The sequence below is a fragment of the Mycobacterium sp. THU-M104 genome (assembly GCF_049197365.1).
In the GTDB taxonomy this organism is placed as follows: Bacteria; Actinomycetota; Actinomycetes; order Mycobacteriales; family Mycobacteriaceae; genus Mycobacterium.
Map to the genome: position 1 here is coordinate 15,006 of NZ_JBMIOP010000088.1, position 14,816 is coordinate 29,821.

Genomic DNA, 14,816 nt, shown 5'->3' on the forward strand with positions numbered 1-14,816 from the left:
CGGATGCAGTTCACCAGATCACCTGAGCCCGCCGATGCGCCGGTGAGCGTATTCCGCCACCATGAAAAACCAAGTTCAGCAATCGATTTCTGCATTCAGATCGAATTCGGCGAAGGTACCCGCCACCATCTCCCGCAGCTCATCGTGAGTATTTTGCCGGCCGAGAACGTAGGCGGAGATTCTGAAGAAGATCTTTCCGCGGCTGCGCCCCGAACCCACGAACAGTTGTCCGCCGATGTGCTCGAGGGTGCTCTGCTTGATGTCGGGCTCGACGGATCTCATGTAGGCATAGTCGGCGTCGGTGCCGTCGGGCCGGTTCACCGCCGGAGGCAGGTCACCGACGTTGGAGACGGTGACCGGATGGCTGACACCACCCGCGGCCATCCCGGCCAGCCTCCGGTTCAACCGCTTCGGTACCAGCGGTGCCAGTGGGAACGTCGACAAATACTCCTCGTCGGGGTTCTTCATCGCCGCGAGGATCGCCTGGGTGATCTCGGCGTGCATGTCCCGGAGATCCGTCGCCGCGTGCGTCGGGTCGACGGCGACGTCGACCACCGTGAGCGCATTGCCGCGGGTGTCGTCGTGCGTGCGAAGCGTCACCGGAAACCGCAGGGTCACTGTTCCGTCGTCGTGAACGCGCCCCGCCCGCACCGCAAGGCGGCACGCGACTGCCGCCACCAGCGAGTTGCTGCTCGCACCAAGGCTTTTCGCTCGGGTATCCCATTCCGCCAGGTCGATGTAGGCGGTCAGGGCAGGCACCTCCACCACCTGATCGTCATAGGCCGTCCTGGGGGCAGGGGGTGCCGCGGTGATCGAGGAGGTGAACTGTTTGCGGTCGGGCCAGATTTTCCCGGCCGCGGAACCGAAGGCCTTCGCTATGGTGGGCAGTTCCTTGACGGTTTGCCGCAAGTCCTCGCGCACCGCGTGCCTGCGGGTGCGCGATCCCGCGGGCGGATAGCCGAAGTCGCGCTTCCTGCCCTCAGCGGCATCGGCGATCGCCTGGCCGAGCCCGACCCCGTCGACGAGCGTATGCGAAACGACCAGACTGACCGCGGCCCCGCCGTCATCGAGCGGAAGCACCCCGAGATGCCAGCCGGGTCCCCACTCGGGATCGATGGGCAGTCGCGCCCGCTCGTCGAGCCAGGCGCTCACCTCGGCGCGGGGCCGCGGCGTCGCGACGATATCGAGGTCGTCGGTCGCCGGGGCCTTGACCCAGCGATCACGGGCGAACGGCACCGGGGACCGTTCGATCTTGCGCCCCAACAACCCGTTTCCCAGATTGCGGTGAAAGCGCCGTAGCGCATCGACATCGACGGCGTGGTCATAGAGCCACGTGAACTGAGTCAGCGTGCCGTGGACGGCGCGCATCGCGAGAAATATCGCTTGGTCCACGTAGGCGAGCCTGTTGTCGACCGGCGCGTCGCTACGCGTGCTGACCTGGGCGGCTGGAACCGGGGGCGCCGCGGTGTCGGTGAGTGAGTCGGCCAGGTGGGCGGCGAGCGCCCCCGGCGTGGGGTGGTCGAGGACCAGGGTTACCGGCAGGGCCAGGCCGGTGTGTTGGTTGAGGGCGTTGCGTAGTTCCAGGGCGGTCAGCGAGTCGATGCCCAGGTCTTTGAAAGGACGGTCGGGATCCAGCGCCGCCGGGTCGGGGTGGGCCAACACGGCGGCGGTGGTGGCGGTGACCATCGCGGTGAGAGCGTGGCGTCGCTGTTCGGGGGTCTGAGCGGCCAGCTGGGCCTGCAGACTGCGGGCGCTTGCGGCGCTGGCGCGGGGGCGGCTGGTGGTCAGTGTCGACAGGATCGAGGGGAGGGCGTGGTGGCGAGCTTGACGGGTCAACGCGGCGACGTTGAAGGGGCTAGCCAGCACGTTGGGCCGTTGAGTGGCGAGTGCGGCGTCGAACAGGGCCAGGCCGTGCTCGTCGGTGATGGGGGTCAGGCCGGTGCGGGCCAGGCGGGTCAGGTCGGTGGTGGACAGGTGCGCGGTCATGCCGCTGGGGGTTTGCCAGTAACCCCAGGCCAGGCTGGTGGCTGTGAGTTGGGAGTGGTGGCGGTGGCGGGCCAGCGCGTCCAGGACGGCGTTGGCGGCCGCATAGTTGGCCTGCCCCGGGCTGCCCAGTATGCCCGCGGCCGAAGAGAACAACACGAAGGCGGCAAGGTCGCGGTCGGCGGTGAGGCGATGCAGATTCCAGGCGGCGTCGGCCTTGGCGGCCAGGACCGCGTCGAGCTGACCGGCGGTCATGTCGGCCACCGCGGCGTCTTCCAGGAGCCCGGCGGCGTGCAGGACGGCGGTCAAGGGATGCTCAGCGGGAATGCCGTCCAGCACCGCGGCCAGGTCCGCGGCGTTGGTGGTGTCACAGGCGGTGATGGTGACGTGGGCGCCCAGTCCGGTGAGGCGCTGCTGAAGTTCTGCTGCACCAGAGGCGGCCGGTCCGCTGCGCGACACCAGCAGCAGATGCGTGACGCCGTAGTGGGTGACCAGGTGTTCGGCGAAGAGCGCGCCCAGCATCCCGGTACCCCCGGTGATCAGCACCGTGCCCTCGGGCTCCAGCGCCGGGGGTGGAATCAGGACGATCTTTCCGGTATGGATTCCTTGACTCATGTCGCGGAAGGCCTGGGGGGCGTTGAGCAGGCCGTAGCTGGTGGTGGGCAGCGGCTTGAGGACACCGGCGTTGAACAACGCGGAGAGTGCTTTCCACGCCGGCTGCAGGGATTCCGCGGGGGCGCTGGCCAAATCGTAGGCCTGGTAGTCCACCCTGGGGTGGGCGGCGGCGACCTCGGCCGCCGCACGGATGTCGGTTTTGCCGATTTCGATGAAGCTGCCTCCGCGGGGGAGCAGCTGCAGTGAGGCATCGATGAACTCGCCGGCCAGACTGTTGAGTATGACGTCCATGCCCCGGCCGTCGGTGAGGGCGCGGAAGGCGTCGAGGAAATCCAGGGTGCGCGACGAGGCGATGTGGCCGGGGTCGACCCCCAGCCCGGTGAGCACGTGATGCTTGTTCGGGTGGGCAGTGGCGAAGACCTCGGCACCCAGGTGGCGCGCGATCTGGATGGCGGCCTGTCCGACACCGCCGGCACCGGCATGGATGAGCACCCGCTGTCCCGCCGACAGCCCGGCGATCTCGGCAAGGCAGATGTAGGCGGTCAAAAACGCCACCGGCGCCGATGCGGCCTGGGTGAACGACCACCCGGCCGGGATCGGTACGACCATGCGCTCGTCGGTGATCGCGGTCGGCGCGAACGCGTTGTCGGTGAACGATCCCATCACCGCATCCCCGGGACGCAGCGAACTCCCGGGCGCGACCTCGAGGACGATCCCGGCGGCTTCGCTGCCCATGTTCTCGTCGGCGATGGCGCCCAACGCCACGACCACATCATGGAAGTTCAGCCCCGCTGCCCGGATCTGAACGCGGACCTGACCCGGCCCCAGCGTGTCGGTCGTCGTGGGGACCAGGGTCAGGTTGCTCAAGTCGCCCCTGCCGGAGCTGGTCAACTGCCAGTCCGAGACATCCGGTGGGGTCAGGGTCACGGGGCGGGACAGGCGGGGGATGTGGGCGACACCGTTGCGCAGGGCCAGTTGCGGCTCGCCGGCCGGTCGCGTCGCGGCGATGGCGAGCAGGTTGTCGTGGGTGGCGGTGGTGTTGTCGATGTCGAGCACGACGATACGGTCGGGGTGTTCGTTTTGGGCGGTGTGGATCAGCGCCGAGACCGCGGCCTGGGCCAGATCGGGGACACCGTCGAAAGCGCTCACGCTGACCGCATTTCGGGTGACGACCAGCAGGCGGGCGTGGGCGGTGTCGGGCCGGGCCAGCCAACTCTGCAACTGGGCCAGGACGTCGCGGGTCAGGCTGTGCACCTGCCGCAACGGATCGGCCGCGGCTTCGGCTTCGGGGGCGTCGGGCAGAAACCAGACCACCAACTCCGGGCACGGTTCCACGGCGGCCAGGTCGGTGTGGATCGGGCCGCCCGACAGGCTGGCGGGAAGTCGATCCGGTGAGCCGGTGACAACCGCCCACCCGGGTGTGGTCGCCGCTGCCGGCGAGGTGTCGTCAAGCAGGGGGGGCCAACTCAGGTGGAACACGCTGTCCCGCAGGTCGGCGACAGCGGCCAGCTGGCTCCTGATGTCGGTCAGCTCGCGCAGGGTGATCGTTTCGATGGTGATCACCGGGGCGCCGGTGGGATCGGCGGCGCGCAGCTCCCACGTGTCCTCGGCCGTGCGGGTCAACTCGACGTACAGCTGGGTGGCCGCGGTGGCATGCAGCGTGACCCCGCTGAACGCGTAGGGCAGCCGCAACGACGCCGAGTCGGTCTCACCAGTGAGGTCCAGCACGGATGCCATCGCGTGCAGCGCGGCATCCAGGAGAGCGGGGTGAATGCCGTAGCCGGCGACATCGGTGCCGGCGGGCAGGGCCGCCTCGGCATGGACAGCTTCGGGGTGGGCGGCGTCGGTGCCGATGCCCCGCAGCGACCGGAAGGGGCCGCCGTAGCCGTAGCCGCGCCCGGCCAGCCGGTCGTAGAAGTCGTCCTGGTCGACGGCCTCGACAGCCGGCGCCGGCATGAGCGGGACGGCGGCGGGCTGCTCGGCGCTCAGCGCGCCGCTGGCGTGCAACGTCCAGGCGCCGGACTGGTCGCCGGTGCGCGAGTGGACGCTGAACGCGCGCCGCCCGGCGTCCTCGGCCGGATGCACGGCGATCTGCAGATCGGTGGGCGTACCGTCGCACAGCCTCAGCGGGGTATGCAGAACGAGTTCGTCGATCACCGGGCACCCGGCGTACTCGCCGGCTTGCAACACCAGATCGATGAACCCGGTCGCCGGGAACAGCACGGTGTCCTGGACTTGGTGGCCACGCAACCACCCCTGAGTGGCCGTGGACAACCGACCGGTCAACACGACCTGATCCTGGGCGGCAAGGTCGACAACCGCACCCAGCAGGGGATGCTGCGCCGGGTCCTGACCCAGCCCGGACGCGTCGCCGGACGGAGCGGGGTTCAGCCAGTAGCGGCGGTGGTCGAAGGGGTAAGTCGGCAGCTCGATGGTGCGCGCGTGCGGGTACAGCGCCGACCACGAAGGGCTGTGTCCGTGGTTGTGCAGGTGGGCTAAGGCGGTGGCGAGGTTGTCGTGATCGGGATGGTCGCGGTGCATCGTGGTGATCACCGTGGACTGGGTCCGTCCCGTGGCCTGGGCCAGGGCGTCGGTGATCGCCGGGGCCAACACCGGGTGCGGGGACAGCTCCACAAACGTGTGCTCGCCGACGGCCAGTCGCTCGGCCACCCGGTCGTGAAACCGGACCGGCTCGCGCAGGTTGCGATACCAGTAGTCGGCGTCCATGGTGGTGGTGTCGAGGGGTTCGACCGAAAGCGCTTCTCCCACTGTGGAATACAGCGGGATGCTGGAGGGCATTGGGGTTAGCTCGGCCAGCTCGGCCAGCAGGCGCTCCCGGAGCGGTTCGACGTGGGCCGAGTGTGAGGCGTAATCGACCGCGATGGCCCGGATGTGGATGCCGTCCCGCTCGCAGGTCGCGGTGAACTGCTCCAGCGCGTCGGGGGTGCCGCTGATGATGGTGTGCGAGGGACCGTTGATCGTGGCGACGCTCAACGCCTCGCCCCAGGGCCGCAGGAGTGGCTCCAGCCGATCGGCGCTGAGCAGCACGGATGCCATGGCGCCGGTGCCGCCCAGGGCGCTGAGCGCCTGACTGCGCAGCGCCACCACCTTGGCGGCCTCGGGCAGGGACAGCACCCCGGCGATGTAGGCCGCGGCGATCTCTCCCTGGGAGTGGCCGATCACGGCATCGGGCACGACGCCGTAGCTCCTCAGCACCTCGGCCAGCGAGACCATCATCGTGAACAGCACCGGCTGAACCACGTCGACGCGCTCCAACTCCGGGGCGCCGGGTGCTCGGCACAGGACCTCGCGCACCGACCAGCCGGTGAAGGGGCGCAACGCGTTGTCACAGTCGTCGACGGTGTCGGCGAAGACGCGGTGGTGTTCGTAGAGCTCTCGCCCCATCCCCGGGTATTGGCCGCCCTGGCCGGGCAGCACGAACACGATTTTGCCGCGCAGGTGGGCCAGGTAATGGTGGCCGGTCAGTTGTGGATGGACTTGGCCGGCCCGCAGCGCATCCAGGGCGTCCAAAAGCTCTTTACGAGGATCGGCGCTGCCCGCCGGTGCGGTGATCACCGCCCGGTACGGGTGATGGGTCCGCGTGGTGGCCAGGCTGTAGGCCACATCGGCCAGATCCAGATCGGGACGGTCGCCAAGGTGGCGGTGCAGCCGGTCGGCCTGCGCGCACAACGACGCGGCGGTGCGTGCCGAAACCGGCCACATCAACGGCCCGAACTCCTCACCGGCGTCCCCGGCCGCGGCCTCGGCGTCAGCCGGTTCGGCCGGCGGGGCGGGGGCTTGTTGCAGGATCACGTGCGCGTTGGTGCCGCTGATCCCGAACGCGGACACCGCCGCGGTGCGGGGGTGTCCGGTGGCCGGCCACGCCACCGGCTCGGTCAGCAGCCGAACGGTGCCGGCCGACCAGTCGATGTGCGGGCTGGGGCTGCCGACGTGCAGGGTCGGGGGCACGCTGTCGTGGTTGAGGGCCTCGACCATTTTGATGATTCCGGCGGCCCCGGCGGCGGCCTGGGTGTGGCCGATGTTGGATTTGATCGACCCCAGCCACAGCGGATGTTCCGGTTCGCGTGCGGCGCCGTAGGTGGCGATCAGGGCGCCGGCCTCGATCGGGTCACCCAGGGTGGTACCCGTGCCATGGGCTTCGACCACGTCCACGTCGCCGAGGCTGATTCCCGCGTTGGCGACGGCCTGGGTGATGACACGTTGTTGAGCGGGCCCGTTGGGGGCGGTCAAACCGTTGGAGGCGCCGTCCTGGCTGACCGCGGAGCCGGCGATGAGCGCCAGCACCGGGTGGTTGTTACGCTGGGCGTCGCTGAGCCGTTCCAGCACCAGCACCGCGGCCCCTTCGCCCCATCCGGTGCCATCGGCGTTGGCGGAGAACGCTTTACACCGCCCGTCGGCGGCCAGCCCGCGTTGGCGCGAGAACTCGGTGAATATCGTCGGTGTCGTCATCACCGTGACGCCACCGGCCAGCGCCAGGCTGGACTCCCCGTTGAGCAACGACTGACACGCCCAATGCGCGGCCACCAGCGAGGACGAGCACGCCGTGTCGACGGTGACGGCCGGGCCCTGCAAACCCAGTGCGTAGGCGACCCGCCCGGAGACCACACTGGTGGACGAACCGGTCAGGCCGTAACCCTCCGCACCGTCGGACCCGCCCGCGCCGTAGGTTTGTGACCACGCCCCGGCGAACACCCCGGTCTGCGAGCCCACCAGGGTAGCCGGATCGATGCGGGCGGTTTCCAAGGCTTCCCAGCACACCTCCAACAGCAACCGCTGCTGCGGATCCATGCTGTGGGCCTCGCGCGCCGAGATCCCGAAGAAGTCGGCGTCGAAGCCGGCAACGTCGGTCACAAAACCGCCGGCACGCGTGTAGGTCTTGCCGACCGCGTCGGGGTCGGGGTCGAACAGGTTCGCCAGATCCCAGCCGCGGTCGACCGGAAAATCCCCCACCGCGTCGGTGCCCCCGGCCACCAGATCCCACAGCGCCGCAGCCGAATTCACCCCGCCGGGAAACCGGCACGCCATTCCCACCACGGCGATCGGCTCGTCCACCCGCACGTGCGCGTCCGCCGCTGCGGCGGCCGACGCCGGCTCGCCCAGCAGTTGGCCCAGACGGCCGGCCAACTCATCCGGGGTGGGATAGTCGAACGCCAGGGTTAGCGGTAGTTCCAGCTCGGTGGCGGTCTTGAGCCGGTCGAGCAGCTCGGTCGCCTTGATCGAGTCGAACCCCAGATCCTGGAATGTGAGTTCGGGGTCGATGTGGTCAGGGTTGGGATGGCCCAACACCGTTGCCGCCTGCGCGCACACCTCCGCCACCAGCAGGTCGTGTTGGCGCTCGCGCAGGGTGCGGAGTCGTTGGGCCAATCCCGCGTCCGCCCCGGCGCCCGTGTCGGTGTCATCGACCACGGGCCGCTGCGGCGCGCGGATCGCCCCGTCTATGCGGGTGAACGCGTCACGCAGGTAGAGCTTTTCGCAGTCCCGCCTCCTGACCTTGCCGCTAGTGGTCAGGGGAATCGAACCGGGTGGCGCCAGAACGAGATCCGCCACACCCAGGCCGTGCGATCTCGATATCGCCGCGGTGATCTCACGCCTGACCGCGGTCAACCTGCGCGCCGCAGCCTCGTCGGATTCGTCGCGCGTCTTGAGTTCGACGATGGCCACCAAACCCTCGACGCCGTCGTCACCGGGAACCGCGATGGCCGCGCAGCGGTTATGGGTGATTTCCTGGATCGTTGCTTCGATGTCGTCGGGAGAGTGATTGCGGCCGTAGACGATCAGCAGATCCTTGATACGTCCGATGACGAACAGGCCGCCTTCCGAGACGACGCCCAGATCTCCGCTTCTCAGCCATGGCCCCTCGGGTGTTCCGGCTGACGGCGCGACCAGAGTCGCGCCAAAAGTGCGTTCCGTCTCGTGCGGTTTCTGCCAATAGCCGCATGCGACGTTGTCGCCGTGCACCCAGATCTCACCGACCGTTCCCGCCGGACACTCGGTAGCGGTCTGGGGGTCGACGACGCGCACCGTCGGCGATTGCGGCAGGCGGTAACTGATCAGCGGTATACCGTCTCCGCTCGCGCACCGTTTCGCGCGGCCGGCGGTCAGTTCCTCGGATTCGAAATACGCGGTTACCGGTGGTCGCCGCGATTCACTGGTCGTCACGTACACAGTGGCTTCCGCGAGCCCGTATGAGGGCCGCAATACCCGGGGGTCGAGATTGAAGCGGGCGAATCGCTCGGCGAAGCGCTGCAGCGTCGCCGGTTGTACGCGTTCGGCACCATTGAGAATGTTGTACACGCCGCCGAGATCGAGCCCGGCCATGTCCTCATCAGAGGTTTTTCGCGTGGCCAATTCGAAAGCCACGTTCGGCGCTGAGGTGAATGCGCGACTGTTGCTCGCCAGCAATTGCATCCACCGCGCCGGCCGCTGCAAGAATGCCACCGGGCTGGTGAGGACAGCAGGAACGCCCCCCAGTATCGGCAAGACGATGCCCAGGATCAAACCCATGTCGTGAAAAAAGGGTAACCAGGACACCACGGTCATGTCTGGTGGGGCGACACCGCCGTTGTCGTCGAAATAGGCAGATTTCACCTGTTCGATATTGGCCACGATGTTTCTGTGCGACATCATGGCTCCCGCTGGTGTCCGGGTCGACCCGGAGGTGTATTGCAGATACGCGATGTCCGGCCAGTCGCTGGTCTCGGCGGCGGCTCCGTCCTGGGCGTCCAGGTCCAGCACGTCAACCTCGACCAGCGCTGGCGCGCGGCGCTCACCTGGCTGGGCCTTGCTGTACTCGGTGAGGATGCCTGCCGCAGAAGAAGTGGTCAGAATGGCCGTCGGCGACGCGTCACGCAGGACCGCACCAACGCGCTCGTCAGTGGCACCGCCCAGCGGAACGGACAGCGGAACGGCGATCTGCCCGGCCTGCAATGCGCCCAGAAACGCGACAATATAGTCGAGTCCTTGCGGGGCCGATATCACCACGCGATCACCGGTGGACCCGTGCGCCTTCAGCTCCCGAGCGACGTTCAGCGTTCGCCGGTACAACTGCGACCACGTCAAGCTTTCTGTGACGCCCGCCCAATCCCGCTCGTAGTCAGCGAACGTCAGCGCTGTCTGATGGGGGCGCAGACGCGCGTGCTCCCGCAGCGCGGCGGGAAGGCAGGACTCAATCACAGAGTGAGGATACTAACACTGTCCAACACGGGTATCGTCTGTCTTCGTGATCGAGCTTGACAGCGTGGCCAAGGCTTTCGACGGGACAACTCACGCGTTGCAGGACGTCAGCTTTGCAGTCCCGACGGGGTCGGTGTGTGCCCTGCTCGGTCACAACGGCGCCGGTAAGACGACCACGATCAAGATCCTGTCAACGTTGGTGCAGCCCACCTCCGGCCGGGCAATCGTGGCTGGTTACGACGTCGTCCGGGACCCGGCGCAGGTTCGGGCAAGCATCGGTAGCATCGGACAGCTTGCCGCGCTCGATTTTGAGCTCACCGGCCGGCAGAACCTGGTGTTGTTCGGCCGGCTGCGGGGAATGCGGCGCAAACATGCGCGGCTGCGCGCGGACGCTTTGATCCATCAGTTCGAGATGTCGCACGCCGCCGACCGGCCGGTGCGAACCTATTCGGGTGGCATGCGGCGCCGTATCGATATCGCCGCCGGATTGATGGTTACGCCCGAGGTGCTCTTTCTCGACGAGCCGACAACCGGGTTGGACCCGCGTAGTCGCCGGGATGTGTGGGGCTTGGTGTCGTCCTTGTCGGCCCAGGGTGTCACCATCTTGCTCACGACCCAGTATCTCGAAGAAGCCGACGTGCTCAGCGATTCGATCGTCGTCCTGAACAAAGGTCGTATTGTCGCCAACGGGACCGCCGAAGACCTCAAGCGCCGCGTCGGACTGGGCTATTGCACGGTGAGTCCTGTCAATCCCGGCGACCTCTCCACGATCTTCTCTGCAGTCGCCGATCTCGACGGCGCCGAAGCCGACTACGAGGCGAACACCGTGTCGGTGCGCGCGCCCGACGGTGTTGCGATGCTCGGGGAGGTGTTTCGGCGGGTGGACCGGCTCGGCGTGGAGCTGCTCGACATAGCGCTGCGCAAGCCGTCCTTGGACGAAGCGTTCATCCACCTGACGGAGAGCGTCACCACGTGACCGCGATTGCTGCTCTGACCGAGCGCGTTGTACTCGCCACGATGCGCGACGACCTGCCGTTCGCGGTTTTGGCGCCCGTCGCCAACTTCGTATTCTTCAACCTCGCTCTGGGCAAAGTGATCGACACCGGTGGCATGAGCTACCCCGAGTACGTCCTACCGGCCATCCTGATCCAGGTGATCTTCCTCGGTGGGCTGACAACCGTCGACAGGGCTGCCCGAGACGAGTTGAGCGACTTCGCCGATCGGCTCCGGACACTTCCCATAGCCACCCTGGCACCGGTGACGGCTCGAATGTTGTACTGCCTCTTCCGTGGCATCCTCGGTCTGCTCGCGACGATCGCCGTCGGATACGTGTTCGGCTTCCGGATGTTCGGCGGTTTCATTTATGTGGCGGCTTTCGTCGCTCTTTCGCTGGTGTTGACGCTGGCGTTGTCGCTGGCCGCCGACACTGCCGGGGTTCGTGCGGCAGCCACGAAACGTGGGATCAGGGGCGGGTTGCTCGCTCACATGCTCCTGGTTCCCCAATTGCTGCTGTTCATGCTGTCGACCGGGATGGCGCCGGCCGACGCCTTTCCGGATTGGCTGCATCCGTTCGTGCGCTATCAACCTGTTTCGCAGGTCACCGAAACCCTGCGGGGGTTCGCCACCGGCCATGTCGTGGTCAACAATCTGGCGGCCAGTGTGGCGTGGTGCGTTGGTCTGCTGGTGCTGTTCGGCGCACTTGCGGTGCGGGCACAGAGGCGGCTGCAATGAGCGAGGAGGTGCCGCCGCGGAGCTCACTGGCCGCCGAGAGTCTGGTGTTCACGAGCCAGCTGCTCACCCGGTGGCGGCACCAGCCGTCGATGCTGATCGAGGGTCTGGTGTACCCGACCTTTCTGCTGGTCACCTTCAAATTGTTGTTGGGCAAGTCGCTACTCAGAATCACCGGCACAGACAGTCTTTACAGCTTGGTGCCGATGTGCGCCCTGGTCGGTGCGATGTTAGGCGCGGTTGCCGCCGGCCGCAGCATGACCCTCGAGCGCGACGGGGGTCTGATCGGCAGACTGTGGGTGTTTCCCGTACACCGGGCCAGCGCCCTGACCGGTCGACTAGTCGCCGAGGCGGCGCGCACGTTGATGAGTTCCGCGCTGATCACCGCGGTCGGTGTCGGACTCGGGCTGCGCTTCAAAGGCGGTTGGCTCGCGGTGATCCCGTTCGTATTGGTGCCGGTGCCGGTGATCGTGGTCTTCTCGACGGCGGTGATAGCGGTCGCCGTGCGCGCCAAGACCGGCGCCGTGCTCAGCTGGCTGGGGGTGCCGGCCACCGGTTTGGTGTTCGCCAGCTCTGGTGTGGTTCCCGCTCAAGCGCTGCCGTCGTCGGTGCGGCTCAGTGTCCAGCTTCAGCCGATGTGGGGGCCGATCGAGGCCATGCGTGCCTTTGCCGAAGGCGGCCCCGTGCTGTGGCCGCTCCTGCTGACCGTTACATGGACTCTTGGTCTGGCTGCACTGCTCGGGCCACTGGCCGTGCGCGGCTACCGTGCCGCCGCGCAAGCCGGCCACTGACACGATCAGGGGCAGATTCCGACCCACATCGGGTCATTCGCCAGTTGGTCGCAGCGGGTTACCAGGCCACGCACTGACTGTTCGGTGTTGATCGCAGCGGGGATCGGGGACAGGGCGAAGAAGACGATCGCGACGGCGAACCAGATCCGGGTGCCTCGGGTGGCCGGTCGGGCGGATTCGGGTTGACGGCTCGCGAAGAGCAGGTAGACGATGCCCACATCGAAAGAGATCGCGATCCACCACCGGGTCCAATCGGCGGAGGTCGCAAACACCGGTAGCAACAACAGTGCCGCCAGAATGACCCACGAAAGCCGTCCCTGCATGGTGTGGCGAACTCGCGCGAATGGCACGCCGGAAAAGCCCCCGATGGCCAGCATCGTCAGGGTGAGGATGACCATCCCGGCCAGAGTCGACATGATCAAAGGGCCCCAACCGATCTGGTCGGGTCCTATGAGGGGTGTCTTTCTTGTTGTGACGGTGATGAAGCGGCAAGTCCAGTCGTGATAGTCGACGTAGGCGTGTTCGCCGCTCGGTGTCGGACCGGGTGCCCAGCGCACGGCCCGGTGCGGCAATCGAGCACACTGCGGCGATACATCGCGTCGTCGCAGCAGCGCGATCGTCAGCGCGACGATCAAACCTGGGGCCACGGCGAGTAGTGCGCTGCGACGCTGGATTGTGGCGGAACCGTGCACCAGAACCACGATTGCCAGGACCGCGCCGAGCGCCTGCAGAAACGGAACCGCCTCGTGGAGCAGGGTCAGGACCGCAATCGTCACGCCATAGACGCCGCTCGCAACCGGTAGCGTTCGGTCTCTTCGCGCCGAAGCGAGCACCACCGCGAACACTGCCAGCGCGGCCTCCCCGACAAGGTCGGGCGTTGGCAACATGACGGCGTGCACAAAGCCCAACGGCAGCACCGGGGTGAGCAGGGCCAGCATCAGCCGGCGTTCCGAGCGGCCGAATCGGACAGCCGCCGTCCACGCCACCGCCGCGATGCCGACTCCGAAGAGCGCCGGCACGAGCCAGCGAAAAATCAACAGGCCGGTGAAGTACAGGTCAGCGGGAAAAGGGTCCAGGATCGCGCCGCCGAGCCCCCGCCTGACAAAGCCTTGGCTGTAATCGACCGCGTAGTACGCGAAAAACTGCAAATTAGGTTCGTAGGTACTCGCGAAGAAAACCCATGACGCCATATACATCAGCAGCAGCAGGCCGACGATCGCGTAGACGAGTCGGCGTCGGGTACTGGATTCGTTCGATGGGGTTTCGACGGGACGGTCCGCGTCGCACACGAGCGAACTCGCACGCCGATCCATCGGCTCTGCGTCAGAACTCATGCTGTGGCCGCGGCGGGAGCGGCCCGCCATGTGTCTGGTCGAGCGATGACTGCGTTCGTGGTTCTCTCGGCCTGCGGCGCAGGCCTGAACCGCGTCGGCAACATGTGCCCTGCAGGCATTCGGTCTCCCCGTCGCGTCGTAACTTTCGCGTCAGGTGAGAAACTATACGGCTCAGGTCCAGCGGCGCGGTGTCCGAGGTCCCCGCCTGATTCTCGATGCGGGCGGCGGACGTGGTCAGCTGGAGAAGTGCGCCTGGTCGACGTGCGCCGCCACCCGCAGGGCGTTGGCCGCGACAGTCAAGCTGGGGTTCAGCCCGGCGCTGGAAGGGAAGAATGAGGTGTCCACCACATAAAGGTTGCCCACTTCGTGCGCCCGGTTGTGTGGGTCGAGCACGCTGGTCTTGGGATCCGTGCCGAAACGACACGTCCCGCAGACGTGGCCCAGGTTCGCGTTGGCTTCGCCGCTCCCCACGGACTTGTGGCGAAACGGCTGCAACACCGCGTTCACTTGGCGCAAAAACGTCGCGCGGCGCTCAATCTCACTGCGGTGCAAACGGTACTGAATGCGCAGCCGCTGGCGGCCGTCCAGGCTGGGCCGGTCGTAGGGCAGGACGCGGTTCTCCAGATAGGGCAGGTCTTCTGTCATCGCGGCCAGCACAAGTCCGCCGGTGAACAACCGCTCGTAGACCTGGCGCAGCGCCGGGCTCATCGCACGCAGCGCTTTGCCCCGCCAGTCGGGGCGGTTGGTCAGCCACTGCATGGGTGGGATTGCGCCGAATGACTGCACGGTGCCGTGTTTTTGGCCTTCCCAGAAGTAGAAGTCGTTGAGCCCGATCTCCTTGTTCGCGGCGCTGGTCTTGTGGCTCGGGTGCGGCCAGACCTCGATCGTGTCCAGTAGGTGGCGCATCAGGTTGCGCCCGACCCAGTCGGAGCCGTTGGCCAGTCCGTTGGGCCACTGCCCGGAGCGGGACTCGAGCAGTAGCAGTGGGGTGGCCAGTGCGCCGGCGGCCAGCACCACGACCTTGGCTTTGAGGGTCAGCATGTCGGAGTGGTGTTGGGCGATCGCGTGCTGGACGTGGGTGTGGTCGGCTTCCAGGCGCAGCACCCGGCATTGGGCCAGCAGGTGGGCGCCGTGCTCGGTGATCGCGGGCAGCACGCCATTGCGGGCCGCG

The 14,816-nt window shown here is 67.3% G+C and carries 6 protein-coding genes; 3 read left to right on the forward strand and 3 right to left on the reverse strand.

The genetic code is table 11. From position 1 onward, the window contains the following. Positions 1-75 precede the first annotated feature (75 nt). The gene (locus ACOJVU_RS08355) at positions 76-9,792 is read right to left on the reverse strand and encodes a fatty-acid--AMP ligase (RefSeq protein WP_421529342.1); all 9,717 of its coding nucleotides are present in this window, start codon (positions 9,790-9,792) and stop codon (positions 76-78) included. Between the two features lie 46 nt (positions 9,793-9,838). Between ACOJVU_RS08355 and ACOJVU_RS08360 the strand changes: the two genes are divergently transcribed. Genes ACOJVU_RS08360 through ACOJVU_RS08370 form a run of 3 tightly spaced genes read left to right on the forward strand, consistent with a single transcriptional unit; the run spans position 9,839 to position 12,311 of the window. Then, positions 9,839-10,768, forward strand: coding sequence for an ATP-binding cassette domain-containing protein (locus ACOJVU_RS08360; RefSeq protein ID WP_421529343.1), 930 nt, complete (start codon positions 9,839-9,841; stop codon positions 10,766-10,768). Continuing rightward, entirely contained in the window at positions 10,765-11,523 is a 759-nt protein-coding gene (locus tag ACOJVU_RS08365; protein WP_343708894.1) for an ABC transporter permease, read from the forward strand. The genes ACOJVU_RS08360 and ACOJVU_RS08365 overlap by 4 nt, the downstream gene beginning before the upstream one ends. Beyond that, a complete protein-coding gene (locus tag ACOJVU_RS08370; protein WP_421529344.1) occupies positions 11,520-12,311 on the forward strand; it encodes an ABC transporter permease in 792 nt (263 codons plus the stop codon). Before ACOJVU_RS08365 ends, ACOJVU_RS08370 begins: the two co-directional genes overlap by 4 nt. Before the next feature lie 5 nt (positions 12,312-12,316). Here ACOJVU_RS08370 and ACOJVU_RS08375 read toward each other — a convergent pair whose 3' ends face one another. After that, positions 12,317-13,459 (reverse strand): hypothetical protein, encoded by a 1,143-nt coding sequence (locus tag ACOJVU_RS08375; RefSeq protein ID WP_421529345.1) that lies wholly within the window; start codon positions 13,457-13,459, stop codon positions 12,317-12,319. Between the two features lie 420 nt (positions 13,460-13,879). Next, positions 13,880-14,816, reverse strand: a 937-nt coding sequence (locus ACOJVU_RS08380) for a GMC oxidoreductase (protein WP_421529346.1), incomplete at its 5' end; no start/stop codon positions are given.

Excerpts from the sequence above, each read along its gene's own strand:
- ACOJVU_RS08370 (WP_421529344.1), top strand. The coding sequence starts at position 11,520 with ATGAGCGAGGAGGTGCCGCCGCGGAGCTCACTGGCCGCCGAGAGTCTG.